This window comes from Sphingopyxis sp. (assembly GCF_040216815.1).
Classification (GTDB): Bacteria; Pseudomonadota; Alphaproteobacteria; order Sphingomonadales; family Sphingomonadaceae; genus Sphingopyxis.
On sequence record NZ_JAVJOJ010000011.1, the window covers coordinates 165,901 to 191,584 of the forward strand.

Genomic DNA, 25,684 nt, shown 5'->3' on the forward strand with positions numbered 1-25,684 from the left:
AAGCTGTTTCGGCGCAACTGAAACAAGCGTTAGATCGAAGGCAGGTCGAGACCCTTTTCGCGCGCGCAGTCGACCGCAATCGCATAGCCGGCGTCGGCGTGGCGCATCACGCCGGTGCCGGGGTCGTTCCACAGCACGCGTTCCAGCCGCTTTGCGGCTTCGGGCGTGCCGTCGGCGACGATCACCATGCCGCTATGCTGCGAATAGCCCATGCCGACCCCGCCGCCGTGGTGCAGCGACACCCAGGTCGCGCCGCTCGCGGTATTGAGAAGCGCATTGAGCAGCGGCCAGTCGCTGACCGCATCCGACCCGTCGCGCATTGCTTCGGTCTCGCGGTTGGGCGAGGCGACCGAGCCCGAGTCGAGATGGTCGCGGCCGATGACGACGGGAGCCTTGAGTTCGCCCGACGCGACCATTTCGTTGAAAGCGAGGCCGAGCCGGTGGCGGTCGCCAAGCCCGACCCAGCATATGCGCGCGGGCAGGCCCTGAAATTGAATCTTCTCGCGCGCCATGTCGAGCCAATTGTGGAGGTGCGCATTGTCGGGCAGCAGTTCCTTCACCTTGGCGTCCGTTTTGTAGATGTCATCGGGGTCGCCCGACAGCGCCGCCCAGCGGAAGGGGCCGATACCGCGGCAGAAGAGCGGGCGGACATAGGCGGGGACAAAGCCGGGGAAATCGAAGGCATTTTCGACGCCTTCGTCCTTCGCCATCTGACGGATATTATTGCCATAGTCGGTGGTCGGCACGCCCGCAGCCTGAAGGTCGAGCATCGCCCGCACATGCACCGCCATCGACGCCTTGGCGGCTTTGGCGACCGCGGCCGGATCGCTCTCGCGCTTTGCGAACCATTGGTCGAGTGTCCAGCCCGCGGGGAGGTAGCCGTTGACCGGATCGTGCGCCGACGTCTGATCGGTAAGCAGGTCGGGGCGAATGCCGCGGCGAACGATCTCGGGCAGGATTTCGGCGGCGTTGCCGAGCAGGCCGACCGAGACCGGATTGCCCTCGGCATGGCTCGCCTCGATCATCGCAATGGCTTCGTCGATGGACCAGGCCTGCTTGTCGAGGTAGCCGGTGCGCAGGCGCATCTCGATCCGGCTCGGCTGGCATTCGATCGCGAGGCAGCTCGCGCCCGCCATCACCGCCGCGAGCGGCTGCGCGCCGCCCATGCCGCCGAGACCGGCGGTGAGCAGCCAGCGGCCCCTAAGGTCGCCGCCGTAATGCTGCCGCCCCATCTCGACAAAGGTTTCGTAGGTGCCCTGCACGATGCCCTGGCTGCCGATATAGATCCAGCTTCCGGCCGTCATCTGGCCGTACATCATCAGGCCCTTTTTATCGAGCTCGTGGAAATGTTCCCAGTTTGCCCATTCGGGAACGAGGTTCGAATTGGCGAGCAGCACGCGCGGCGCGTCGGCATGGGTGCGAAAGACCCCGACGGGCTTGCCCGACTGGATGAGCAGGGTTTCGTCGCCTTCCAGCCGCTTCAGCGTCGCGACGATCCGGTCATAGCTTTCCCAGTCGCGCGCGGCGCGGCCGATGCCGCCATAGACGACGAGTTCGTGCGGCGCCTCGGCCACGTCGGGGTGCAGATTGTTCATCAGCATCCGCATCGGCGCTTCGGTGAGCCAGCTTTTCGCGCTGATCTCCGGGCCGGTCGCCGGGCGGATCACGCGGCTGTTGTCGAGCCTCGGATTAAGGGGGCGGGTCATCATTGTCCTTTCGCAAAATCGAGGGTCGCGGCGATCACTTGTTCCAGCACGGGCCGGATCGCGGGATCGGGGACGAGGGGAGAGGGCCAGTTGGCGTGGGAGAGTTCGTCGGGTTCGGCCATATAGCCGCGCTGCGCGAGTTCCATCTGGATCGCGTGGACGCCGACGTCGGGCTGGCCGTAATGGCGCGTGGTCCAGCCGCCCTTGAAGCGGCCGTTGACGACGTGGCTGTGCCCGCTGGCGGCGCAGATGTTGGCGACGATCGTTTCGAGTTCGGGGGCACAGGTGGCGCCGCCGTTGGTGCCGATGTTGAACTGCGGCAGCGTGCCGTCGAACAGGCGCGGGACATGGCTGCGGATCGAATGGGCGTCGTACAGGACGACGCGGCCATGCCTGTCCTTCAGCCGCTCGAGTTCGGCGGTCAGCCTGTCGTGATAGGGGCGGTGATAGAGGTTGAGCCGCTGCGTGATCGAAGCCTCGTCGGGGTGATCGAAGCGATAGAGCGGTTCGCCGTCAAAGGTCGTCGTCGGGCACAATTCGGTCGTCGCCTGACCCGGATAGAGCGAGGCGCCCGACGGGTCGCGGTTCATGTCGATGACGCTACGCGAAATATCGGTCGCGATCAGCGTCGCGCCGCGATCGGCGGCAAAGGCGTAAAGATCGGCAATCCACCAGTCGGTATCGATCTGCGCGTGCCAGGGCGAAACAAACTGGTCGTCGAGCCCGGCCAGATCGGTGCCGCCGTGCGGAAAGGCGATAACGAGCGGCGCGTCGCCCCGATGGACGCGCAGCCAGTCCATCACCCGACTCCCGGCAGCCGCGCGGGCACGGCGGCTACGAGACTGCCCGAGCGGATCAGCGCCGTCGCGGCTTCCATGTCGGGGTGGAAATGCCGGTCGTCTTCGAGGGTCGGGACCGCGGCGCGCAGATGCTTGTGTGCGGCTTCGAGCGCGTCGCTGGACTTGAGCGGCGCATGGAAGTCGATCCCCTGGCACGCCGCGAGCAGTTCGATGCCGATCACCGCGCTTGCATTGTCGGCCATGTCGAGCAGGCGGCGCGCGCCATGCGCCGCCATCGAGACGTGATCCTCCTGATTGGCGCTGGTCGGGATCGAATCGACGCTTGCGGGATAGGCGCGCTGCTTGTTTTCGCTGACCAGCGCAGCCGCCGTCACCTGCGGGATCATAAAGCCCGAATTGAGGCCGGGGCGCGGCGTCAGGAAGGCGGGAAGGCCCGACAGCGCAGGGTCGACGAGCATCGCGATGCGGCGCTCGGCAATCGACCCGATCTCGCAGAGCGCCATCGCGATCATATCGGCGGCGAAGGCGACGGGCTCGGCGTGAAAATTGCCGCCCGACAGCGCCTCGTCGCTATCGGCAAAGATCAGCGGATTGTCCGAGACGCCGTTGGCCTCGATTGCCAACGTCGTCCCCGCCTGGCGGAGCAGGTCGAGCGCGGCGCCCATCACCTGCGGCTGGCAGCGGAGGCAATAGGGGTCCTGGACGCGCGGGTCGCCTTCAGCGTGCGAGGCGCGGATCGCCGATCCCGCCATCAGGCCGCTCAGCGTCTCGCCGACTTCGCGCTGTCCGGTATGGCCGCGCAGCGCGTGGATCCGGGCATCGAACGGCGCATCCGACCCCTTTGCCGCTTCGGTCGAGAGCGCGCCGGTGATGAGGGCCGACCGAAAGACGGTTTCGGCGCGGAAAAGACCCGCGAGCGCAAGGCTGCAAGAAAATTGGGTGCCGTTGAGCAGCGCGAGCCCTTCCTTCGGGCCGAGTTCGAGCGGGACGAGGCCTGCCTGCGCCAGCGCATCGGCGGCGGGCAGCGTCTTGCCGCCGACGTCGATTTCGCCGACCCCGATCATGGCGGCGGCCATGTGCGACAGAGGCGCGAGGTCGCCGCTCGCGCCCACTGAACCCTGTGACGGGACGACGGGCGTGAGGCCTTTTTCCAGCATCGCTTCGATCATCGCGACCGTCCGGCGCTGTACCCCCGAGGCGCCCATGCCGAAGCTCGCGAGTTTGAGTGCCATCATCAGCCGAACGACGGGGGTGGGCGAGGGGGCGCCGGTTCCCGCAGCATGGCTCAGCACGATATTGCGCTGGAGTATCGCGAGGTCTTCGCTCGCGATTCGCACGCTCGCCAGCTTTCCGAAGCCGGTGTTGATCCCATAAACCGGATCGCCCTTCGCAACGATCCGCGCCACCGCGGCGGCGCTGGCGTCGATGGCGACCCACGCATCCTCGCTCAGTTCCGCGCTCGCGCCCTCATAGATTTCGCGCCAGTCGGCGAGCGTCATGGCGCCGGGAGTGATAATCATTGTCCGTCCTTGATACGTTGGTGAAGCGGGTTGAAGCCGATATGATAGACAAGTTCGGCGGGCTCGCTGACGTTCCAGATCGCAAGATCGCAGGCTTTGCCGGGCTCGATCGTGCCGACCTCGGCGCCGAGTCCAAGGGCGGCGGCGGCGTTGACCGTTACGCCGCGCAGCGCTTCGATGATCGTCAGCCCGAACAGGGTTGCGCCCATGTTGAGCATCAGCAGCAGCGAGGTCGTCGGCGACGTGCCCGGATTATTGTCGGTCGCAAGCGCGATGCGCGTTCCATGGCGACGCATCGCGTCGACCGGCGGCAGCTTCGTTTCGCGCATGAAATAATAGGCGCCGGGAAGCAGCACGGCGACCGTGTCTGCCGCCGCCATCGCGCGGACGTCGTCCTCGGTCGCATGTTCGAGATGGTCTGCCGACAGCGCACCATGCCGCGCAGCAAGCGCGCTGCCATGGAGCGCCGACAATTGTTCGGCGTGCAGCTTGATCGAAAGCCCATGCGCTTTCGCCGCTTCGATCACGCGCGCGCATTGGGCGGGGGAAAATCCGATGCCCTCGCAAAAGGCATCGACGGCGTTCGCGAGCGGCGCGGCGGCGGGAATCATCTCGCCGCAAACCAGGTCGATATAGGCGTCGCTGTCGCCCTGATATTCGGGGGGCAGCGCGTGGGCGCCAAGAAAAGTCGGTTCGACACGAACCGCGCGATGATCGGCGAGCGCGCGCGCGGCGCGCAGCATCTTGAGTTCGTCCTCGGTCGAAAGGCCGTACCCCGATTTGATCTCGATCGTCGTCACCCCCTCGGCGATCAGCGCGTCGAGGCGGGGGAGGGCGCTGGCCACCAGGTCCGCCTTGCTTGCCTCGCGCGTTGCACGCATCGTCGACACGATGCCGCCGCCCGCGCGCGCAATCTCTTCGTACGTCGCACCCTCGAGCCGCATCGCCCATTCGTTCGCGCGGTTACCGCCGTGGACGAGGTGGGTGTGACAATCGATCAGGCCGGGCGTGACCAGCCGGCCCTGGCAATCGGTGATCGTCGCGGCGACGGCAGGGGCGCTCTCGGCGGGTCCCGCATAGACGATGCGGCCGGCGTTCGCCGCCACCACGCCGTTTTCGATCAGGCCCAAACCATCGTCGGCCATCGTTGCGAGTCGGGCGTTCGTCCAAAGCTGCTCCATCTGGACAGCATCCTTCTTATCCGCCATTATGTCTAGACATAATATTTGAGGACGGATGATGGCTTCGCTCTGGTTCGAACGCGCGTGGATCGACAATCGCTGGGAAAAGGGTGTGCGGCTCGGTATCGCCGGGGGGCGGATCGCCTCGGTTCAAACGGGCGTCGCAGCGGACAGTGACGACGAACAGCATCGCGCGGGACTGCCGGGCCTCTGCAACGTGCATAGCCATGGGTTCCAGCGCGGGATGGCCGGGCTTTCGGAGCGCCGCAGCCGGCCCGACGACAATTTCTGGAGCTGGCGCGAGATCATGTACCGCTTCCTCGACCGGCTGACGCCCGACGACGTCGCCGCGATCACTGCGCAGGCCTATGCCGAGATGCTCGAGACGGGCTTCACGCGCGTCGGCGAGTTTCACTATCTGCATCACGATGCGTCGGGCGCGCCCTATGCCGACGTGGCCGAAATGGCGGGGGCGATTGCCCGGGCCAGCGCGGCAACGGGCGTCGGGCTGACGCTGCTTCCCGTTTTTTACGCGCACGGCAATTTCGATGCCGCGCCGCCGAGCGCAGGGCAGCGGCGGTTTCTGAACGACATTGACGGCTTTGCGACCCTGCTGGACGCGTCGCGGTCGAAGCTCGCGGGCGACGCCAATATCGGCATTGCGCCACATTCGCTCCGCGCGGTAGCGCCCTGCGAGCTCGGGGCACTGCTCGAAATGTCGCCAACGGGACCGGTGCATATTCACGCGGCCGAACAGGCGAAGGAGGTCGCCGATTGCGTGGCATGGAGCGGCGCGCGACCCGTCGAGTGGCTGCTCGATACGGCCGGCGTCGACGAACGCTGGTGCCTCATCCATTCGACGCATCTCGACGAACGCGAAGTGCCCGGGCTCGCCGCGAGCGGGGCGGTCGCCGGGCTTTGTCCAATCACCGAGGCCAATCTCGGCGACGGCATTTTTCCGGCGGTCGACTATCTGGCCGGCGGCGGTCGCTTCGGTGTCGGAACCGACAGCAATATATTGATCGACGCAGCGGGCGAACTGCGCGCGCTCGAATATTCGCAGCGGCTTGCGCACCGGGCGCGGGCGTTGCTGGCGAACGACGAGTCGCCCTTTGTCGGGGCCAATCTTTTCGCGCGCGCCGTTGCGGGAGGAGCGCAGGCGCTTGGCGTGCCCGCGGGTATCGCCGCCGGTCATGCGGCGGACATTGTCACGCTCGATCTCGATCATCCCGCTTTTGCCGGGGCCGACGATGCGACCTTGCTCGACCGCTGGCTTTTCGCCGCGCGGAGCGGGGCGATCGACTCGGTCTGGCGCGCGGGCGTGAAACGCGTCGAAAAGGGACGACATGTGGCCGCCGACGCCATCACCGCCGCCTATCGCGCGTGCCTCGACCGGCTGCTCGCATGAATCCCGCGCGGCGTATCCGCGAGGAGATCACCGCGGCGATCCGCTCGGGCGAATGGCGCCCCGGCGACCGGGTGCCGACCGAGCAGGAATTGGCGCAGCGCTACGGCTGCGCCCGCGCAACCGTCAGCAAGGCGCTCGGCGAACTCGCGGCGGCGGGATTGGTCGAGCGTCGCCGTAAGGCGGGCACCTTTGTCGCGCATCCGCCGGTCCATTCGGCGGTGATGGCGGTTCCCGACCTCGCCGAGCTGATCGCCGCGCGGGGCGAGACCTATGACTGGGTATTGAACTCCACCAAGGTCGAACGAACGCGGGAAGCACCGTGCCCTCCGCCTGCTTTGCGGATCGAGGGGGTTCATTTTGCCGCCGGGGAGCCCTTCGCGCTGGAAACGCGTTTCATCGCGCTTGGCGAAGTGCCTGGCGCCGCGGCCGCCGACTTTGCCGTGGAAGCGCCGGGGACCTGGCTGCTGGGCCATATTCCGTGGACCGAGGCGCGGCATGTCATTCGCGCGGTGACTCCGGCGCGGGGCGAGGCGGCGCGTCTGAAGGTCGCCGCGCGCGCGGCCTGCCTGGAGCTCGATCGTACGACCTGGCGCGCGGGACGGGTTGTGACGCATGTGCGGCAATTGTTCCGCGGCGATCGTTTCGACCTGATCGCGGAGTTTCGCGCTGGCGCCTGATCCATGCGTTATGGCTATGGACAGGACAACAAATTTCTCTTGTGCCGATCACCATTTCCGACTGTTGATACCGGGCGTTTCCGCGACAGCCGGATCGCGCCGATCCGGGCGAGCATCCGTTCAAGGAACCCGTTCACATGGCTTGCGCGTGGCCCCCTTCGGGGGTGACGGCGGGGGCTTTTGAGCTGGTTTCGGGTCAGGTCGATCGAACGGCCGGGGGGCGCGATGGGGCCAATAATTTTGGGGAGTTTACACATTGTTCAGATCGTCCACTTCGCCCGTCCCGCTGAGGCTCGCGCTGCTCGCCGGGGTGAATTTGGCGGCCTTCGTCGCCGCGCCTGCTTTTGCCCAGACGGCTGAGCCGGTTCCGGCCCCGGCCGAAGCGGCGTTTGCCGGGGGGCAGGACGATCTTGCGGACATCGTCGTCACGGGGTCGCGCGTCGCGCGCGGCGGGTTCGAAGCGCCGACGCCGACGACGGTGTTGGGCCTTGCCGAAATCGAGCGCGTCGCCGCGCCGAATATCGCCGATCTGGTCAACCAGATGCCGTCGGTGCGTCCGTCGCTGACGCCGTCGAGTTCGACGAACAATTCGCAGTTCGCGGGCGGCAATTATCTCGACCTGCGCGGGTTCGGCTATAACCGCACGCTCGTGCTGGTGGATGGCAAGCGTTTCGTCTCGTCGCAGATTCAGGGACCCGTTGACGTCAACGTGATCCCGCAGGCGCTGATCGGCAGCGTCGACATCGTCACCGGCGGCGCGTCGGCGGCATGGGGGTCCGACGCCGTGGCCGGTGTCGTGAACTTCAAATTCGATCACAAGCTGGAAGGGTTCAAGGGCAGCGCGCAGGCCGGAATCAGCGACCACAACGACAACCGCAATTTCCAGGCTTCGCTAGCATTCGGCAAAAGTTTCGCCGACGGGCGCGGCAAATTGCTGGTCGCCGGTGAAATTGCTGAAACGGACGGGATCGAGCGGCTCGCCGATCGCGACTGGGGCGCGAAGGGTTGGGGCATCATCGCCAACCCGGCCTATACGGCAACCAATGACGAGCCGCGACGCCTGCTTGTCGCCAATGCGACCTCGTCGAACATGACTTTTGGCGGTTTGATTAATTCGGGACCGCTGAAGGGCATCCAGTTCGGGCCGGGCGGCCAGCCGCTGCCGTTCAACTATGGCACTTTGGTCAGCGCGTCGAACATGGTCGGTGGCGACGGGGCCAGCGGCTCGGACGAGCTGATGCTGTCGGTGCCGCTCGAACGCTACAGCGGCTATGGGCGGCTGTCCTATGACCTCAGCGATACGATCACCGCCTATGTCGAAGGGTCGTGGGCGAAGACGAGCACCGACAATCCGGGGCTGACGCGCACCGACACCGCCATTCGTATCCGCCGGGACAATGCGTTTCTGCCGGAATCGATCGGCGCGGCGATGGACGCCAACAATATCACCAGCTTTACCATGGGGCGTTACAGCCGCGATTATGCACGCGGGTTCAACGAGATCCGGGCCGAAACGATGCGCGGCGTCATCGGCCTGCAGGGCGAACTGGGCGGCGGATGGACGTGGGATGCCTATTACACCCACGGCGAAACCAGGAACAAGCACCGCAATACCAATTCCCGCATCACGTCGAATTACAATTACGCCATCGACGCGGTGATCGATCCGGCAACGGGGGCCGCAGTCTGCCGCGATGCTGCGGCACGCGCCGCGGGTTGCGTTCCGCTCAACCTGTTCGGTGTCGGGTCGCCTTCGCCGCAATCGCTCGCCTATGTGATGGGTCAGTCGTGGCGTAAATGGGACATCCGCCAGGATGCCGCCGCGGCGACGCTGCGCGGCGAACCCTTCGCTACCTGGGCTGGCCCGGTGTCGTTGGCCACGGGGGTCGAGTGGCGCAAGGAATCGGCCGTGGTGACCGCCGACGCGCTGTCGGCCGCGGGGTCCTTCGCAACGGGTAACACCGTGCCGTGGGATGGCGAGGTGACGGTCAAGGAAGCATTCGGTGAACTCGTCGTGCCGTTCGCACGCGATCAAAGCTGGGCGGACTCGCTGGAACTGAACATCGCCGCCCGCCTCACCGATTACAGCACCTCGGGAACGGTCACGACGTGGAAAGTCGGCGGCACCTGGGACGTCACCCCCGACATCCGGTTCCGCGCCACACGGTCCCGCGACATTCGTGCGCCTGCGCTCGCCGAACTGTTCGGCGGATCGACCACCGCACAATTCACCGTGCTCGATCCCGAGCTCGGCCGCAGCTATAGCGTCCAGTCGCTGACCAGCGGGAATATCAATCTGAAGCCGGAGAAGGCCGATACCTTCACCGCCGGCGTCGTGCTCAGCCCGTCGTTCGTTCCGAACCTTCGCCTGTCGGTCGATTATTACGACATCAAGCTGAAGGGCGCGATCCTGACCATCTCGGCGGCATCGACGGTCGAGCGTTGTTACCTGAACCAGCCGCAGCTTTGCGATTCCATCACACGCGGCGCCAATGGAGAAATCACCCAGGTCGCGGCGACCCCGCAAAATCTGCAGGAAGTGCAGACGCGGGGCGTTGATATGGAACTGGCCTATCGCATCGACATCGGCGCCGACCGCCTGTCGCTGCGCGGCCTGATTACCTATGTCGACCGCATTCGGCTCGACGATGGCATCACCGTCGTCGATCTGGCGGGCAGCACCGAACAGCCGACGATCGCAAGCATCGGCGGCCAGCCGCACTGGCGCGCCAATGTCAGCACCACCTATGAAGCCGGCCCGGCGCGGGTCAGCCTGACCGGCCGGTACATTGGCGGCGGCAACATCAACAACGAATATACGTTCAAGGATCTGAACAAGCTGACCCACGAGGGACGGCTCTATCTGGACCTCTCGGCGGCCTATGACCTGATCGACAATGGCGACCGCAAGGTTTCGCTGTTCGCGACGGTCAACAATCTGCTCGACAAGGATCCGCCGATCACCGGAACGGGCGGGTTCGCTACCGTGCGTTCGCTCTATGACGTTGTCGGCCGGACCTATACTGCGGGTGTGCGCTTCCGTTTCTGACGCGGAATCGCCGGTGCTGGCGGCGGCAACGCCGCCAGCACCATTCCGGTACGCCGCTTCAAACCCTGGGGTCGATCCGAAATGGGGATGTTGATATGAAGAAACCGCTTCGCCTTTGCTTGCTGGCCGCGATCGCCGCGATGCCCCATCCGGCATCTGCGATACAGGAGGCGGCGGTGCGGGGCATTGTTTCGGACCCCCGTGGATTGGCCGCACCCGGTTGCGCCGTAGGCGTGTTTCGCGCGGGCAAGCCCGTACTGGTAACGGCGGCGGGCGCAGCGGATATTGCGGGCGGACGCGCGATCGACGCCGATACGCTCTTTTATGCCGCGTCGGTCTCGAAACAGTTCACGGCGCTGGCGGTGGCCCAGCTGGTCGAGGCCGGAAAAATCGGGCTGGACGACGACATCCGGGTCTATTTCCCCGAAATGCCGCCGTCGAAAGTGCCGGTGACGGTGGCGATGCTGATGCACCACAGCGCGGGCATCCGCGATTCGCTGGAACTGCTGCGACTCGCGGGTTTCCCGCGCGCGAGCGCGACCGACAAGGATAGCGCGCTGCGGTTGTTGCTGGCGCAGCGCGACACGAATTTCACGCCGGGGACGCAATATAGCTATTCGAACGGCGGCTATTTGCTGCTCGCCGAAATCGTCGAACGCGTGTCGGGCATGGCCTTTGCCGATTATGCCCAGCGCCACATATTGAAGCCGCTGGGGATGAAGCGCAGCTTTTTCATGAACGACGCGCCGCCGGCCGCGGCGAATGTCGCGCATGGCTATGTTCCCCAAAAGGACGGTTTTGCGATCCGCGATACCTATCCGACGTTCAGCGGGTCGGGCGGGTTGATGACGTCGATCAACGATCTGGCGCGTTATGACCGCGATATAGAGGTGGGGCGCAAAATCTGGACTCCCGCGGTTGCCAAGATGCTCCTGACCCCCGCCAGCTTTACCAATGGCGATCCGGTGGTCGATGTCCGGACGGGTATGACCTATGCGGGCGGGCTGCATGTCGGGCAGCGCAAGGGGCAATATTTCGTCCAGCATGGCGGATCGGCCGAAGCATTCAAAAATATGTATGCGCGCCTCCCCGAACGGCGGCTCGGGGTCGTCGTGCTCTGCAATCGCGGTGACTGGAATGCGGGCGACAAGGCCGACGCCGTGATCGAAGCGGTCGAAGGTCCGATCTTGACCAAGGCTGGCCGGGCCGGGCCGCCGCGCACCGGACGCTTCTTTTCGGTCGATCTCGGCGCGCATTATGACCTGGCAATGCAGGGCCAGAAACTGGTGGCGACGATTTCGTCGGCGCTCGCCGGACCGGCGGCCGCCACGGGAGAATATGAAAAGCAGGGCGATGGCAGCTATAGCGCCGGGGGGACGCGGATCGTCTTTGACGACGACGGCAATGGCTTCACCCTCGGCACCGGGCGGATCACCGCGATCCGCTTTGTGCGCGTCGACGAAGGGGCGGCGAAATGAACGTGCGAATGCTGACGCCGATCGCGGCGCTGTGCAGTCTCGCCATCGCGATGCCGGCCGTGGGGCAAGATGCGGCCACGATCGACATCGTGATCAAGGGAGGGACGATCTATGACGGATCGTCCGTCGCGCCGGTCGTTGGCGATGTCGCAATCGCCGGGGACAAGATCGTCTATATCGGCCCGACAATGCCGACCCCCTATCCAGTCACCGCGCGGACGATCGACGCGCGCGGGCTGATCGTCGCGCCGGGGTTTATCGATCCGCATACCCATGCGGGCCGTTTCCTGGACAGCAGCGACGCCACTGAGCGGCTGAACCTGCCGTGGATGATGCAGGGCGTCACGACAATCTTTGCGGGAGTCGACGGCGGCGGACAGACCGATGTGGGCGGATTCTTCCGCGACGTCGAAACCCGCGGTTTCGGCAGCAATGTCGCCGCTTATATCGGATTCGGGCCGGTGCGGCGCGCGGTGCTGGGCGACGATGGCCGGGCGCCGACAGAGGCCGAACTGGGATGGATGAAAAGCCTTGTCGCACAGGGTATGTGCGACGGCGCGCTGGGGCTTTCGACCGGGCTCTTCTATGCGCCGCAAAGTTTTGCCAAAACCGAAGAGGTCATCGCTCTCGCGCGCGAAGCGGCGGTGCGGGGCGGGGTGTATGACACGCACCAGCGCGACGAATCGACCTATTCGATCGGGGTGGCCGATTCGGTCCGCGAAGCCATTGCGATCGGCAAGGCAGCGGACATGCCGGTTCATTTCGCGCATATCAAGACGCTGGGCGTCGACGTTCATGGCAAGGCCGACGAACTGATCGCGATCATCGAAGCCGCTCGCGCCGAAGGGCAGGCGGTGACTGCCGATCAATATCCGTGGGAGGCGTCGGGTACGGGGCTGGAGGCGGCGCTGCTGCCCCGCTGGGCGGTCGATGGCGGACGCGATGCGATGCTCGCGCGCTTCGCCAAGCCCAATGAACTGGCACGGATCAAGGCGGCGATGGCCGAAAATCTGCGGCGACGAGGCGGCGCGCAATCGCTGTTGCTCACCGCGCGCGATCGCCCATGGACGGCGAAGCGGCTGAGCGAAGTCGCGGCCGAATGGAACGTCGCGCCGGTCGAGGCTGCACTGCGGATCATATCGCAGGACGCGGCGGGCACATCGCTGGTGTCGTTCAACATGGCCGAAACCGACATTCGCGCTTTCATGCAGCGTCCGTGGGTCGTCACCAGTTCGGACGGATCGCACGGTCATCCGCGCATGTATGCGACCTTTCCGCAAAAATATGCGCAATATGTCCGCGCCAAGAAGGTCATCGACCTGGCGACCTTCATCAACTCCAGCACGGGGCGGACCGCCGACATCTTCAAGCTCGACCGCCGGGGCCATATCCGACCGGGCTATTATGCCGATGTGGTGGTGTTCGACCCCGACGGCTATACGCCGGTCGCCGACTATATCGAACCCGAACGCCTGACCACCGGGGTCCGAACGCTGGTCGTCAACGGGCGGATCGTCGTGTCCGACGGCCAGCCGACGGGTGTGGCGGCGGGACGGGCGCTGCGCCATGTTCCGCCTGCCGAAAGCTGTGCCCGATGACCGGACAGGCCGATCATCGCGATGTAGCACCCGGCCCGATCACGTCCTTTGTCCGGACCTATTGGCTGGGCGTGAAGCTTTGGAAACGCATTCTTGGTGCCCTGCTGATCGGTGTCGTCATCGGCTCCCTGTGGGGCGAAGGTGCCGAGCATATCCGCTGGATCGGCGATCTCTTCATCCGTTTGATCCGGATGCTCGTGGCGCCGCTGGTGTTCGTCATCATCGTGTCGGGTATCGCCGCGCTGGGCGATCCGCGGCGGCTGGGATCGATCGGCGTCAAAACGCTGTTACTCTACGTCCTGACCACCGCGATCGGCGTCACGTTGGGCCTGACGCTGGGGACGCTGTTCGAGCCCGGCCAGCACGTCTCGCTCGGCAATGCGACGGCCGCGACGCTGCAGCAGGCCAAACCTTTTGGCGAGCAACTGATGGCGATCGTGCCCGCCAATCCGGTGAAGTCGCTGGCCGAGGGCGAGATGCTGTCGATTATCTTCTTTGCCCTGCTGTTCGGCACCGGTATCATTGCCGCAGGACCAAAGGCCGCGCCGGTGACGGCCTTTTTCGAAGGCGCGACGGCCGTGATGCTGCGCCTCGTGCAGTTCGTGATGGAACTCGCCCCCTTTGGCGTCTGTGCGTTGATCGCGTCGGCGATCGGCGCCAACGGGCTGGGCGCCTTTACCAGCATTTTCTGGCTGGGGCTGTGCGTACTGATCGGGTCGGCGATCCAGACCCTGATCGTCCACGGCTCGCTCGTACGGTTCGGGGCATGGCTGCCCGTGCTGCCCTTTTTTCGTGGGTCGACCGACGCCATTCTGGTCGGTTTTTCGACCTCGTCCAGCTCGGCGACCTTGCCCGTGGCGATGTCGGTTGCCGAGAAGAATCTGGGGATCAAGCCGCCGATCGTCTCAACCGTGCTGCCGCTCGGCGCGACGATGAGCATGGACGGTACCGCCATGTATATGGCGATATTGTCGATGTTCGCGGTCCAGGCCTTTGGCGTTGTGCTGACCCCCGCCGATTATGTGCTGCTGGGCATCACCACGGTGACGGTGGCGATGGGCACCGCGCCGATCCCGTCATCGTCGCTGTTCCTGCTGACCGCCGTGCTGACCGGGGTGGGAATCAGTCCTGAACAGGCGGCGTTGCTGGTCGGGTTCATTCTGCCCTTCGATCGCCCGCTCGACATGATCCGCACGATCCCGAACGTGACCAGCGACCTGTCGGTGGCAACCGTGGTGGCGCGGTGGGAAAATGAGATCGACGTCGATCTGTACAAGGCGGCGCCTGTCGAATGAGCAGATAAAGGCATCCGGGAACGTCGCCCCGCATCGACCGACAAATGAGTTTGAACGAGGTTATCATGGGCATTCGCCATGGTGCGTGCGGGAACGCGCGCGCGGAAAACAGACAATGACGCGCGCATTGGACGTTGTCGTTCTGGGGGCGGGGGTGGTCGGCGTGACCATGGCCTATGCGCTGGCCCGGCGCGGCCTCAGCGTTGCGATCGTCGATCGGCGGGCGGGACCGGCGCTGGAAACATCCTACGCCAATGGCGGCCAGCTCAGCTATGCCTATTCCGATGCGCTGGCCAGCCCCGGCCTTCTGCGCAAACTGCCTTTCATGGTGACGGGCGGCGACCCCGCTTTCGATTTGAAGCTGTCGGCAGATCCCGCTTTCCTCGAATGGGGCCTGCGTTTCCTGCGCAATTGCACCGCCGGCCGGTTTTCGGCGAATACGCTGGCGGCGCTGGAGCTGGCGATGGAATCGCGGCGCGCGATGGCCGCGCTGATGGCGCGCCACCCCATCGACTTCGCGCACGAGGTCGCAGGCAAGCTTCATCTTTATTATGATCGCAGTGCCTTTTCGGCGGCGGCGGAGGTTCTTGGGATCAAGGCGCAGGCGGGCGTGACGCAGCATCGATTGACCCGTGACGATGCCTTTGCGGTCGAACCGTCGCTGGCGTCGGCAAAGGGACTGGTCGGTGCCATCTATTCGCCCGATGACGCGGTGGGCGATCCGCATCGATTCAGCGCGGCCTTGCTGAAAATTCTAGCCGACGAATATGGCGTGGAAACCCATTTCGGCTTCGACGCCGCTGCGGCCCGGCGGCGCGACGGGCAGATATTTCTGCGTAGCGCGCAGGGCGATGTGATCCGGGCGGACCATATCGCCGTCTGTTTGGGTGCCGCCGCGCCACATTTTCTAAGGCAGATGGGCATTCGCGTGCCGATCTGGCCGATGAAGGGTTATTCATTCACCGCCCCGCCCGGCGCCGCCGCGCCGCGGATCAGCATCACCGACACCGCGCGCAAGATCGTCTTTTGCCGGTTGAACGGTTCCATCCGCGTCGCGGGTATCGCAGAGCTCGGCAATTGGAACGGCGACGTCGACCCGGCGCAATGGGCGCGGCTGGTCGATACAGCGCAACACGCGCTCCCGGACGCCGCGCTCTATGATCAGGCGAGCAGGCCTTGGGCGGGCTTGCGGCCGATGACGCCCCGATCCTTGCCGGTCATCGCGCGGCCGCGGCCCGACCTGTTGATCAATGTCGGGCATGGCATGTTGGGCTGGACCTTTGCGATGGGCGCGGCCGAACGCGCCGCCAACTTGCTTCGTCCCGATTTTCGGACATGATGGAGCGCGTTTCGATCCATCGGGCGCGGCGGTGGGAGCGGCGATGATTGAAGCCGCGGCCCCGATCGAATAACGCCCAACGGGGTCGGCAGGGCGGTCGCCGAAGATGAGGGAAGTCCCGATAGATGCGCGTTCGGCAGATTGAGGTTTTCCACGCCGTCTATGTCAGCGGGTCGATCAGTGCCGCGGCCCGTAGCCTGAATGTGTCGCAGCCGTCGGTCAGCAAGGTTCTTCGTCATACGGAGGATCAGATCGGGTTCAAACTCTTTGCCTTGTCGCGCGGACGGCTGGTGGCGACCGACGAGGCCCATGCCTTGTTTCGCGAGATCAGCGAGACGTTCGAACAGTTGCGATCGCTGCACCAGGTGGTCAAGAACATCAAGGCGAACGGCGGCGGGCATCTTCGCATCGGGGTGGTTCCTTCGCTGGGGCTCAGCATCGCCCCGCGCGCCATATCGCGCTTTCGGGAATCGCATCCCGACGTGACCTTCGATGTCCGGACCCTGCATCACGACGACCTGTTCCGCACGTTGTATGAACGCGAATGCGATCTCGCCATGGTCTATAGTCCGCCGGACCATCCGCGGCTGGAGCAACACCACATCACGCGCGCCGAACTCGCGCTTCTCTATCGCGGCGAAGATCTGGACGTTTCGGGGCGGGGCTTTCCCCTGCATCGACTGGAGGGGCGCAACGTCATCGGTCTCGCGAGCGCAGGACCGCTCGGCGAACTGCTCGAGGCCGAACTCGATCGTCAGAACATCGCCATTCGCGAAGTGATTTCGGCGCAGACCTTCTACATCGCCGCAGCGCTCGTTCGCCACGGCAGCGGCATCACGATCGTCGACGAATTTACAGCAAGGGCCGGCATGGCGCCCGGAATGCACTATCGCCCACTGGTTCCGCCCGTCACCTTCGACGTCGCCTGCGTTTTCCTGGAGGACCGCCCCCTGTCGGTGATCGCCCAGAAATTCATTTCGATATTCAAGCAGACGGTGGCGGCGGAACGATCGCAGATGCCGGCCGCCTGACGCTGCCTCCCATGCTGCCTTGGAGACCATTATGATTCGTCCGACCTTTCTCCTGCTTGGCCTTTCGGCGATGGCCGCCACGCTGGCGGGGTGCGATGACCCGGCGAAGCCCGGCGATGGCAAGCAAGCGGCGGCCGCCCCGCGCACATGCCCGGCGATCGACGACACGCCGGTCCGGCTGCCGGGCGGCACGTTCGCGATGGGCGAGGAGGATGTCTATGCCGAGGAGGGCCCCGTCCGCGAAACGACCGTGGCGGGCTTCTGGATCGATCCGCACGAGGTGACGAACCGCCAGTTCGCCGCGTTCGTCGAGGCGACGGGCCATGTCACCGTCGCCGAAAAACCCGTCGATCCCAAACAGTTTCAGCTGCCCGCCGACCGGATTCCGCCCGATATGCTGAAGGCGGGGTCGGCGGTGTTCACGCCGCCCGATTTCCCGTCGAACAATTATGCCGACTGGTGGAAATATGTGCCGGGAGCGAACTGGAAAAAGCCCTATGGTCCCACGGGGCCCGGCGCGGTTCCGAACGAGCCGGTCGTTCATCTGGCGTGGGACGATATGGTCGCTTACGCCAAATGGGCGGGCGGGCGCATCCCGACCGAAGCCGAATGGGAATATGCGGCGAGCGCGGGCGAAAGATCGAAAAATATCCAGCCGGAAGAAGCGAACAGCTGGCAGGGCGCCTTTCCCAATTATAATGCCCAAAGCGACGGTTTCAAAGGCATCGCTCCCGTTGGATGCTACCGGCCCAACGCTTATGGTCTTTACGACATGGTCGGTAATGTCTGGGAGGTAACGGCCGATTTCTTCCGTCCCGGCCACGACCCCGACGACCGCGACAATCCGAAGGGGCCGAGCGAAAATGCGGCCTACGACCCCTATAATCCCGGCATGGCATCGCGGACGGTAAAGGGCGGCAGCTATTTGTGCGCCCCCAATTATTGCCAGCGCTATCGCCCCGCCTCGCGGCAGGGACGCGATCCGGGACTGGGAACAAGCAATGTCGGCTTTCGACTGGTTTATGATAAATGGACGGGCAGTTCGCCGACATCGCCGGACGCGCGGATTGCCCCGCGCCCCGCACCATAAGACGCAAGAAAATTACAAATTTTCGGTCCTCGGAGCGCGCCAAGCCACTTTGATGAAAAACCGGCTGGTCGATTTGTGCGCCGCAGCGTAGAGGCGCCCCTATGAGGATCGCGATCATTGACACCAGTACGACGCGCGCCGCCATCATTTCCGATGGTTTGCGCGAAGCCGGTCTCGACGATCTGGTCATCATCGACCCGAGCGGGCCCCTCGTCGCGCAAATCGAGTCCACCAGCCCCGAAGTCGTTCTCATCAATCTGGAGAACCCGAGCCGCGACCTGCTCGAGGATTTTTTTGCCATGTCGCGCGCGCTCGCTCGTCCGATTGCGATGTTCGTTGACCAGAGCGACGCCGAGGCGACCGGCGCAGCGATCGATGCCGGCGTATCCGCCTATGTCGTCGATGGCCTGTCAAAGCAGCGGATCAAGCCCGTCGTCGAACTGGCGGTACGGCGATTTCAGGCCTTTTCGCGGCTCCAGCGCGAACTCGACGATGCGAAGAACGCGCTCGCCGAACGTGCGGTGATCGACAAGGCGAAGGCGATTCTGATGAAACGGCGCCAGATCGCAGAGCCGGAGGCCTATGCGCTGCTGCGCGGGCAAGCGATGCGCACCAATCGCCGTATCTCGGAGATTGCCGAGGCGATTGTCACCAGCGACGCGCTGATGGGAGAAATCGAATGACCGGCGAGCGCTTCCGTATCGGTTTCTTGCCGCTTGTCGACGCCGCTCTGCCGATCCTCGCGCATGAACTCGGCTTTGCCGAACGCGAGGGGCTGCATATCGAACTGGTGCGCGACATGACCTGGGCGACGGTGCGCGACCGCCTGCTCTATGACCACACCGACGCCGCGCATATGATCGCGCCGCTGGCGATCGCTACGGCGCTCGGCCGCGACCGGCCGGCAGTTCCGCTGGCCGTGCCGTTCGTGCTGGGACTCAACGGCAATGCCGTGACCTTTTCGACCAGCCTTTCCGACGCGGTCGGACTGGGCGACACGCTGGGCGACCCGCAGGCAGTGGGGGCGGCGCTGCGAACGATTGCGGCGGCGCGCAAGGCGGCGGGCAAGCCGCTGCGCTTTGGCGTCGTGCATCGCTATTCGAGTCACAATTATATGCTGCGCTACTGGCTCGCGGGCGTCGGTATCCTCCCCGACGACGATGTCGAGATCGTCGTGACCAGCCCGCCCTTTGCCGCCGACGCGCTCGCGGCGGGCGAGGTCGACGGCATCTGTGTGGGAGAGCCGTGGAACTCGATCGCTGTCGATCGGGGGGTTGGCCATATCGCGCTTGCAACGGCGCAGATCTGGCGGCGCGGAGTGGAGAAAGTGCTCGCGATGCGCGCGGCGACCCTCGACGAGCGGCGCGATGTGGTCGAGGCGCTCGTGCGAGCGCTGCACGCCGCCGCGGCGCATTTTGTCGAGCCCGACACGGTCGAGGCGAGCGCCGAGATATTGGCGCGGCCCGAATATCTGGACGCGCCGCGCGATGCCGTGCTGCGCGCGATCACCGACCGGATCCGCCTCGCCCCCGGCGGCGAGCCAATGCACTATCCGGATTTCATGTTCCAGTATCGCGAGGCCGCCAACTTCCCCTGGCGCAGCCAGGCAGCGTGGCTCTATTCGCAGATGGTCCGCTGGGACTATATGACATTCGACCCGGCGCAGGCGGCCACGGCGGGACAAGTGTTCCGCCCCGACGTCTACCGGAGCGCGCTTGCGGGGTCGGGCGCCCCGCTGCCCGGCGCGAGCTCGAAGCTTGAAGGGGGACTCGCCGAACCGATCGGCGCGGGGTCGACGCAGGGCCGCTTGACGCTTGGCAGCGACCGCTTTTTCGATGGTCGCGCCTTCGATCCCGACGACATCGAGTCCTATCTTGCTGAACTACCCTGAGTTTATCCCGCTTCCGGTTCTTTTTGCTGCACCTGCGAAATAAACACTTGTCGCCTGCCTGCGAATCAGGCAATTTAAGCGCACTCGGCAAGGCTGCCGGGGCAGGACAAGGCGGCGACGGTTCCAACGAGGGGGCCGAACCGCAGGCGGACGGGGAGCCTTTTCCCCGGCAATCCCACAGGCAATGAAGCCGTCAGGATGCGCCCGCGCGGCCGCCGTCCTGGCGGCTTTTTTATTGCCCGTCACACAAGGGGACGGACGATGACGACTGCAAGCGGAGGGGCCGGCACGGCCCATAAGTCGAGTTTCTGGGCGAGCGGCCACTGGCCGACGCTGGTTGCCGCATTTCTTTATTTCGACCTCGCCTTCATGGTGTGGGTGATCCTGGGGCCGCTGGCGCCGGCGATTTCGGCCGATCTGGGCTTAAACCCGGCGCAGAAGGGATTGATGGTCGCGGTGCCGACGCTCGCCGGCGCGCTGCTGCGCGTCGTCAACGGCCTGCTCGTCGACCGCATCGGGCCGAAGCGCGCGGGCGCGATCAGCCAAGTGATCGTGATCGTCGGCCTTTTCCTGGCATGGATCACGGGTGTTACAAGCTTTGCCGGCACGCTGGCGCTCGGCGTGGTGCTGGGATTCGCCGGTGCCAGCTTTGCAATCGCGCTGCCGCTCGCGAGCCGCTGGTACCCTCCCGAACATCAGGGCAAGGCGATGGGGCTGGCCGGAATGGGCAATTCGGGCACGGTGCTCGCCGCACTGTTCGCGCCGGGACTGGCGGTGATGTTCGGATGGAACGCCGTGCTCGGCCTGGCCTGTATCCCTCTGACCCTGGTGTTCATCCTCTATCTTTTCATGGCGAAGGATGCACCGAACGCGCCCGCGCCGAAACGACTGGCCGATTATTTCCAGCCGCTCAAAACCGCCGACGCGTGGTGGCTGATGGCCTTTTATTCGGTAACCTTCGGCGGATTTGTCGGGCTTGCCGCGTCGTTGCCTATCTATTTCACCGACCAGTTCGGCCTGACGCCGGTGATCGCAGGCTATTGCACGGCGGGCTGCGTGTTCGCCGGATCGCTGGTGCGGCCGCTTGGCGGCGCGCTCGCCGACCGCATCGGCGGGATCAAGGCGCTGATGATCGTATTCGTTGTCGCGGCGCTCGCCCTTGCCGGCGTGCCGCAGGCCGATGCGCTGCCCGCGGCGTTGGGATTGTTCGTGATCGCGATGCTCGCCCTGGGCGTCGGCAATGGCTCGGTGTTCCAGCTCGTTCCGCAGCGCTTTTCGGCAGAGATCGGCGTGATGACGGGGCTCGTCGGCATGGCGGGCGGCGTCGGCGGTTTCTATCTCGCCTCCTCGCTGGGCCTCGCCAAACAATGGAGCGGAAGTTTCGCGCCCGGTTTCTATATCTTCGCGGGGCTCGCCGTCGTGGCGCTGGTCGCGCTGATGTTCGTGAAGGGCCAATGGCGCGCCACCTGGGGCGCCGCCGAAGGCGTGCGGATCTGAACATGGACCGCACGCTCATTCTGCTGCTGGCGCTCGCGCCGGCCGGGGCCGCTCACGCGGAGGAGGTGGTGCTGAAGCCCCTCGGCGAAGCCCGGCTCCGCTATGAACAGGTCGATCAGGACGGGATCGCCGCCGAAGCCGATGCCCTGACCCTGCGCGTCCGCGCCGGGGTCGAGGCGAAGGCGGGGCGCTGGTCGGCACTGGTCGAAGGGCAGGGCAATCTCGCCATCGTCGACGATTATTTCCATGGCCTCCACGGCCCGGCGACCGAGCCGCTGGTCGCCGATCCCCAGAATATCGCCCTCACCCGCGCGCAGCTTCGCTACGCCACGCCCGCCTTTGCGATCACCGCCGGGCGGCAAAGGCTCGGCTTCGACGACGAACGCTTCGTCGGCGGCGTCGGCTTTCGCCAGAACGGCCAGAGCTTCGACGCAGTGCGCGCCGAAATCATGCCGGCGAAGGGCGTGAAAGTCGACGTCGCCTATGCGTGGAGCGTGCGCACCATCTGGGGCATCGACGGCGCGGGCGCACGGCAGCAGGCGGTGTCGGGCGATAATGTCCTTGCCAATGTGAACACACAGACGCCCGCCGGAAGAGTCGCTGCCTTTGCCTATCTGATCGATCAAGACGAAGCGGCGGTTCAGGGTTTTCGCCTGTCGAGCCAAAGCTATGGCCTGCGGCTCGACGGCAGCCAACCGCTCGGCAAGGCCAAGCTCGCCTATCAGCTCAGCTATGCGCGCCAGTCCGACTGGCACCGCAACCCCAATGATTATTCCGCCGACTATTGGCTCGCCGATGTCGCGGTCGACTTTGGCGGCCCCCGGGTCGGCGCCGGGTACGAAATACTCGGCGCCGACAATGGGGCTGCTTTCACAGGCTTCCAGACTCCGCTGGCGACGGGGTTCAAATTCCAGGGCTGGGCCGACAAATTTCTTGTCACCCCGCCCGACGGCGTGCGCGACCTTTATGCCAGCGCTGGTTGGGGTTGGAAGGCGATCGGCGCGCTCAAGGCCCTGACGCTACAGGCCGCGTACCACAAGTATCGCAGCGATCGCGCCAGCCGTGCCTATGGCGACGAGGTCAATCTGCTCGCGAGCGCAAAGCTGGGCAAATTCACCGCGGCGGCGCGCTACGCGCATTATGACGCCGACAATTTCGCCACCGATACCGATAAATTCTGGCTGCAACTGGACTGGACACTCTGATGGAACATCGCCCGATCAAGGCGGAAAGCGACACGCGCGAGCATCTCGTGGTGATCGGCAACGGCATGGCCGGGTGCCGCGCGGTCGAGGAACTGCTAGCGCGCGATCCCACCCGCTACCGCGTGACGATTTTCGGCGCCGAACCGCGCGTCAACTATAACCGCATCATGCTCTCCCCCGTGCTCGCGGGCGAGAAGAGCTTCGACGACATCGTGATCAACGATGCCGACTGGTATGCGACGAACGGCATAGCGCTGATCGCGGGCGACCCGGTGGTCGCGATCGACCGCGCCGCGAAGACGGTGACGACGCGCGGCGGGGTCTGCGAAAGCTATGACAAGCTGCTGATCGCAACGGGCAGCGATCCTTTCATCATCCCGGTTCCGGGCAAGGATTTGCCCGGCGTTATTGCCTTTCGCGACATGGACGATGTCGGCACGATGCTGGACGCCGCCGAAAGGGGTGGCAGCGCGGTGGTGATCGGCGGCGGGCTGCTGGGACTCGAAGCCGCGCATGGCTTGTCCTTGCGCGGCATGAAAGTCACCGTCCTGCACCTGATGCCGACCTTGATGGAACGCCAGCTCGATGAGGCGGCGGGCTGGCTGCTCAAACAGGCGCTCGAAGCACGCGGCCAGACGATCCTGACCGGCGCCGACACCGCCGAAATCGTTGGCGACGGCAAAGTCGAGGGCGTGAGGCTCAAGGACGGGACGCTGATCCCCGCCGATCTCGTCGTCATGGCGGTCGGCATCCGCCCGTCGACTGCGCTCGCGCGCGACGCCGGCCTCGCGGTCGGACGCGGCATCCAGGTCGACGACCATATGGTGACGAGCGATCCCGATGTTCTCGCAGTCGGCGAATGCGTCGAGCATGACGGGCAGGTTTACGGCCTCGTCGCGCCCTTGTGGGACATGTGCCGCAGCCTCGCCGACGGGCTGGTCGAACAGCCGTCGGGCTATCGCGGATCGGTGACATCGACCAAGCTCAAGGTGTCGGGCATCGACGTGTTTTCGGCGGGCGATTTTTCGGGCGGCGACGGGTGTGAGGATATTGTCCTGCGCGACGCCAGCCGCGGCGTCTACAAGCGCGTGATCGTCAAGGACGACCGCATCGTCGGCGCAGTGCTTTATGGCGATACCGCCGACGGCAATTGGTATTTCGACCTTTTGAAGAAGCAGGAGGACGTGTCCGACCTGCGCGACGTGCTGATCTTTGGCCAGGCCTTTGCCTCCGGGGGTGGGCAGGCGGACCCTAAGGCGGCCGTTGCGGCGCTTTCCGATGATGCGGAAATATGCGGCTGCAACGGCGTCACCAAGGGTCAGGTTGTCTCGTGCATCGCCAAGGGCGCGCACAGCCTCGACGCCGTGCGCGGGACCTGCAAAGCGTCGGCAAGCTGCGGAAGTTGCACGGGGCTTGTCGAAAATCTGCTCGCGCTGACGCTGGGCGACGATGTGCAGAGCGGCCCAAAGACGATGTGCAAATGCACCAGCTTCGGCCACGACGATGTGCGCCGCGAGATTGTCGCGCAGGGGATGAAATCGATCCCCGAGGTGATGCAGAAGCTGCACTGGTTGACCCCCGACGGCTGCTCTTCGTGTCGTCCCGCGCTCAATTACTATCTGCTCTGCGCGCTGCCCGGCGAATATGTCGACGATCAGCAAAGTCGCTTCGTGAACGAGCGGCTCCACGCCAATATCCAGAAGGACGGCACCTACTCGGTCGTCCCGCGAATGTGGGGCGGGCTCACCAACCCTAGGGAGCTTCGCGCAATCGCCGATGTCGTCGAGAAATATAATGCGCCGATGGTCAAGGTCACGGGCGGCCAGCGGCTCGACATCTTCGGGATCAAGAAGGAGGATTTGCCCGCGGTCTGGGCCGACCTCAATGCCGCCGGCATGGTGTCGGGCCACGCCTATGGCAAGGCGCTGCGCACGGTGAAAACCTGCGTCGGGTCCGAATGGTGCCGCTTTGGCACGCAGGATTCGACCGGACTCGGCGTCAAGCTCGAACGGATGAGCTGGGGCAGCTGGATGCCGCACAAGTTCAAGATCGCAGTATCGGGCTGCCCGCGCAACTGTGCCGAAGCGACGATCAAGGACTTCGGCGTCGTGTGCGTGGACAGCGGATACGAGCTGCACGTCGGCGGCAATGGCGGCATCCACGTCCGCGCGACCGACCTCCTCTGCAAGGTCGCGACCGAGCAGGAGGCGATGGATTATTGCGCCGCCTTCATTCAACTCTACCGCGAAGAAGCGCGCTATCTCGAACGCACCGCGCCGTGGATCGAGCGCGTCGGGCTCGAACATATCAAGGCGCGCATCGTCGATGATGCGCCGGGTCGCGAAGCGTTGCGCGCGCGCTTCCTCTACTCGCAAAGCTTCAGCCAGGACGATCCGTGGGCGCAGCGCGCCGAAGGCGCCGAGGCCGAACATCATGCGCCGATGGCGCGCTTTACCCCGCAAAAGGAAATCGCATGACGACGACCGCAGAATGGCTCGACATCGGCTGGGTCGACCAGATCCCCGTGCGCGGCAGTCGCACGGTGCAGGTCGAGGGCGGCGACGACATCGCGGTATTCCGCACCGCCGAGGGCAAGATTTTCGCGCTGCTCGACCGCTGCCCGCACAAGCATGGCCGCTTGTCGCAAGGCATCGTCCACGGCGGCGCGGTCGCCTGTCCCTTGCACAATTGGCGGATCAGCCTGTCGACTGGCGAGGCGCTGGGCGAGGACAAGGGCTGCACGCCGACGGTGCCGGTCAAAATCGACGGCGGGCGCGTGCTGATTTGCCGCGCCAGCACATTGAAGGCGGCGGCGTGAAGCGGTCGCTTCCAAATCCCCTCCCCTTCAGGGGAGGGGTTGGGGGCGGGGGCCTGCGACCTTGCACGACTCCTGCAAACCCCACCCCAACCCCTCCCCTG

At 65.2% G+C, this 25,684-nt stretch carries 19 protein-coding genes; 15 read left to right on the forward strand and 4 right to left on the reverse strand.

Features of this window, described 5'->3' with window-relative positions:
• Positions 1-29 precede the first annotated feature (29 nt).
• From hutU to hutI, 4 genes are read right to left on the reverse strand one after another with little or no spacing between them, the layout of a single operon-like run.
• Positions 30-1,706 (reverse strand): urocanate hydratase, encoded by a 1,677-nt coding sequence (gene hutU, locus RIA72_RS15785; protein WP_350033021.1) that lies wholly within the window; start codon positions 1,704-1,706, stop codon positions 30-32.
• Positions 1,706-2,506 carry an N-formylglutamate deformylase gene (hutG, locus tag RIA72_RS15790; protein ID WP_350033022.1) on the reverse strand — a complete coding sequence of 267 codons (801 nt, stop codon included), beginning with the start codon at positions 2,504-2,506 and terminating at the stop codon, positions 1,706-1,708. Before hutG ends, hutU begins: the two co-directional genes overlap by 1 nt.
• The gene (hutH, locus tag RIA72_RS15795) at positions 2,506-4,026 is read right to left on the reverse strand and encodes a histidine ammonia-lyase (protein ID WP_350033023.1); all 1,521 of its coding nucleotides are present in this window, start codon (positions 4,024-4,026) and stop codon (positions 2,506-2,508) included. The genes hutG and hutH overlap by 1 nt, the downstream gene beginning before the upstream one ends.
• Entirely contained in the window at positions 4,023-5,207 is a 1,185-nt protein-coding gene (gene hutI, locus RIA72_RS15800; protein ID WP_502957973.1) for an imidazolonepropionase, read from the reverse strand. The genes hutH and hutI overlap by 4 nt, the downstream gene beginning before the upstream one ends.
• A 58-nt stretch (positions 5,208-5,265) precedes the next feature.
• Here hutI and RIA72_RS15805 point away from each other — a divergent pair, with 58 nt between their 5' ends.
• From RIA72_RS15805 to nirD, 15 genes are all read left to right on the forward strand, one after another.
• Positions 5,266-6,615 (forward strand): formimidoylglutamate deiminase, encoded by a 1,350-nt coding sequence (locus RIA72_RS15805; RefSeq protein ID WP_350033025.1) that lies wholly within the window; start codon positions 5,266-5,268, stop codon positions 6,613-6,615.
• Entirely contained in the window at positions 6,612-7,292 is a 681-nt protein-coding gene (gene hutC / locus RIA72_RS15810; RefSeq protein WP_350033026.1) for a histidine utilization transcriptional repressor HutC, read from the forward strand. The genes RIA72_RS15805 and hutC overlap by 4 nt, the downstream gene beginning before the upstream one ends.
• A gap of 256 nt (positions 7,293-7,548) precedes the next feature.
• Entirely contained in the window at positions 7,549-10,341 is a 2,793-nt protein-coding gene (locus tag RIA72_RS15815; protein WP_350033027.1) for a TonB-dependent receptor, read from the forward strand.
• Between the two features lie 95 nt (positions 10,342-10,436).
• Complete coding sequence (locus tag RIA72_RS15820; protein WP_350033028.1) at positions 10,437-11,819, forward strand: serine hydrolase domain-containing protein; 1,383 nt, start codon at positions 10,437-10,439, stop codon at positions 11,817-11,819.
• Entirely contained in the window at positions 11,816-13,417 is a 1,602-nt protein-coding gene (locus tag RIA72_RS15825) for an N-acyl-D-amino-acid deacylase family protein (RefSeq protein ID WP_350033029.1), read from the forward strand. The genes RIA72_RS15820 and RIA72_RS15825 overlap by 4 nt, the downstream gene beginning before the upstream one ends.
• Positions 13,414-14,712, forward strand: a complete 1,299-nt coding sequence (locus tag RIA72_RS15830) for a dicarboxylate/amino acid:cation symporter (protein WP_350033030.1) — start codon at positions 13,414-13,416, stop codon at positions 14,710-14,712. The genes RIA72_RS15825 and RIA72_RS15830 overlap by 4 nt, the downstream gene beginning before the upstream one ends.
• Before the next feature lie 115 nt (positions 14,713-14,827).
• On the forward strand, positions 14,828-16,051 hold the full coding sequence (locus RIA72_RS15835) for an FAD-dependent oxidoreductase (RefSeq protein WP_350033031.1): 1,224 nt from the start codon (positions 14,828-14,830) through the stop codon (positions 16,049-16,051).
• A gap of 125 nt (positions 16,052-16,176) precedes the next feature.
• Complete coding sequence (locus RIA72_RS15840) at positions 16,177-17,082, forward strand: LysR family transcriptional regulator (protein ID WP_350033032.1); 906 nt, start codon at positions 16,177-16,179, stop codon at positions 17,080-17,082.
• Between the two features lie 31 nt (positions 17,083-17,113).
• Positions 17,114-18,172, forward strand: a complete 1,059-nt coding sequence (locus tag RIA72_RS15845) for a formylglycine-generating enzyme family protein (protein WP_350033033.1) — start codon at positions 17,114-17,116, stop codon at positions 18,170-18,172.
• Between the two features lie 101 nt (positions 18,173-18,273).
• The gene (locus tag RIA72_RS15850) at positions 18,274-18,855 is read left to right on the forward strand and encodes an ANTAR domain-containing response regulator (RefSeq protein ID WP_350033034.1); all 582 of its coding nucleotides are present in this window, start codon (positions 18,274-18,276) and stop codon (positions 18,853-18,855) included.
• A complete protein-coding gene (locus RIA72_RS15855; protein ID WP_350033035.1) occupies positions 18,852-20,063 on the forward strand; it encodes a CmpA/NrtA family ABC transporter substrate-binding protein in 1,212 nt (403 codons plus the stop codon). Before RIA72_RS15850 ends, RIA72_RS15855 begins: the two co-directional genes overlap by 4 nt.
• Positions 20,064-20,324: 261 nt before the next feature.
• Complete coding sequence (locus tag RIA72_RS15860) at positions 20,325-21,560, forward strand: nitrate/nitrite transporter (protein ID WP_350033036.1); 1,236 nt, start codon at positions 20,325-20,327, stop codon at positions 21,558-21,560.
• Between the two features lie 2 nt (positions 21,561-21,562).
• Complete coding sequence (locus RIA72_RS15865; RefSeq protein ID WP_350033037.1) at positions 21,563-22,765, forward strand: hypothetical protein; 1,203 nt, start codon at positions 21,563-21,565, stop codon at positions 22,763-22,765.
• Positions 22,765-25,242 (forward strand): nitrite reductase large subunit NirB, encoded by a 2,478-nt coding sequence (nirB, locus tag RIA72_RS15870; protein WP_350033038.1) that lies wholly within the window; start codon positions 22,765-22,767, stop codon positions 25,240-25,242. The genes RIA72_RS15865 and nirB overlap by 1 nt, the downstream gene beginning before the upstream one ends.
• Entirely contained in the window at positions 25,239-25,583 is a 345-nt protein-coding gene (gene nirD, locus RIA72_RS15875; RefSeq protein ID WP_350033039.1) for a nitrite reductase small subunit NirD, read from the forward strand. Before nirB ends, nirD begins: the two co-directional genes overlap by 4 nt.
• Positions 25,584-25,684 lie beyond the last annotated feature (101 nt).

What these genes read in the sequence shown, in the direction of transcription:
- RIA72_RS15820 (WP_350033028.1), top strand. Translation starts at nt 10,437, where the DNA reads ATGAAGAAACCGCTTCGCCTTTGCTTGCTGGCCGCGATCGCCGCGATG.
- RIA72_RS15830 (WP_350033030.1), top strand. Translation starts at nt 13,414, where the DNA reads ATGACCGGACAGGCCGATCATCGCGATGTAGCACCCGGCCCGATCACG.
- RIA72_RS15850 (WP_350033034.1), top strand. Translation starts at nt 18,274, where the DNA reads ATGAGGATCGCGATCATTGACACCAGTACGACGCGCGCCGCCATCATT.
- RIA72_RS15840 (WP_350033032.1), top strand. Translation starts at nt 16,177, where the DNA reads ATGCGCGTTCGGCAGATTGAGGTTTTCCACGCCGTCTATGTCAGCGGG.
- RIA72_RS15860 (WP_350033036.1), top strand. Translation starts at nt 20,325, where the DNA reads ATGACGACTGCAAGCGGAGGGGCCGGCACGGCCCATAAGTCGAGTTTC.
- RIA72_RS15855 (WP_350033035.1), top strand. Translation starts at nt 18,852, where the DNA reads ATGACCGGCGAGCGCTTCCGTATCGGTTTCTTGCCGCTTGTCGACGCC.
- RIA72_RS15805 (WP_350033025.1), top strand. Translation starts at nt 5,266, where the DNA reads ATGGCTTCGCTCTGGTTCGAACGCGCGTGGATCGACAATCGCTGGGAA.
- RIA72_RS15825 (WP_350033029.1), top strand. Translation starts at nt 11,816, where the DNA reads ATGAACGTGCGAATGCTGACGCCGATCGCGGCGCTGTGCAGTCTCGCC.
- RIA72_RS15865 (WP_350033037.1), top strand. Translation starts at nt 21,563, where the DNA reads ATGGACCGCACGCTCATTCTGCTGCTGGCGCTCGCGCCGGCCGGGGCC.
- hutC (WP_350033026.1), top strand. Translation starts at nt 6,612, where the DNA reads ATGAATCCCGCGCGGCGTATCCGCGAGGAGATCACCGCGGCGATCCGC.
- hutH (WP_350033023.1), bottom strand. Translation starts at nt 4,026, where the DNA reads ATGATTATCACTCCCGGCGCCATGACGCTCGCCGACTGGCGCGAAATC.
- hutG (WP_350033022.1), bottom strand. Translation starts at nt 2,506, where the DNA reads ATGGACTGGCTGCGCGTCCATCGGGGCGACGCGCCGCTCGTTATCGCC.
- nirB (WP_350033038.1), top strand. Translation starts at nt 22,765, where the DNA reads ATGGAACATCGCCCGATCAAGGCGGAAAGCGACACGCGCGAGCATCTC.
- nirD (WP_350033039.1), top strand. Translation starts at nt 25,239, where the DNA reads ATGACGACGACCGCAGAATGGCTCGACATCGGCTGGGTCGACCAGATC.
- hutU (WP_350033021.1), bottom strand. Translation starts at nt 1,706, where the DNA reads ATGACCCGCCCCCTTAATCCGAGGCTCGACAACAGCCGCGTGATCCGC.
- hutI (WP_502957973.1), bottom strand. Translation starts at nt 5,207, where the DNA reads ATGGAGCAGCTTTGGACGAACGCCCGACTCGCAACGATGGCCGACGAT.
- RIA72_RS15845 (WP_350033033.1), top strand. Translation starts at nt 17,114, where the DNA reads ATGATTCGTCCGACCTTTCTCCTGCTTGGCCTTTCGGCGATGGCCGCC.
- RIA72_RS15835 (WP_350033031.1), top strand. Translation starts at nt 14,828, where the DNA reads ATGACGCGCGCATTGGACGTTGTCGTTCTGGGGGCGGGGGTGGTCGGC.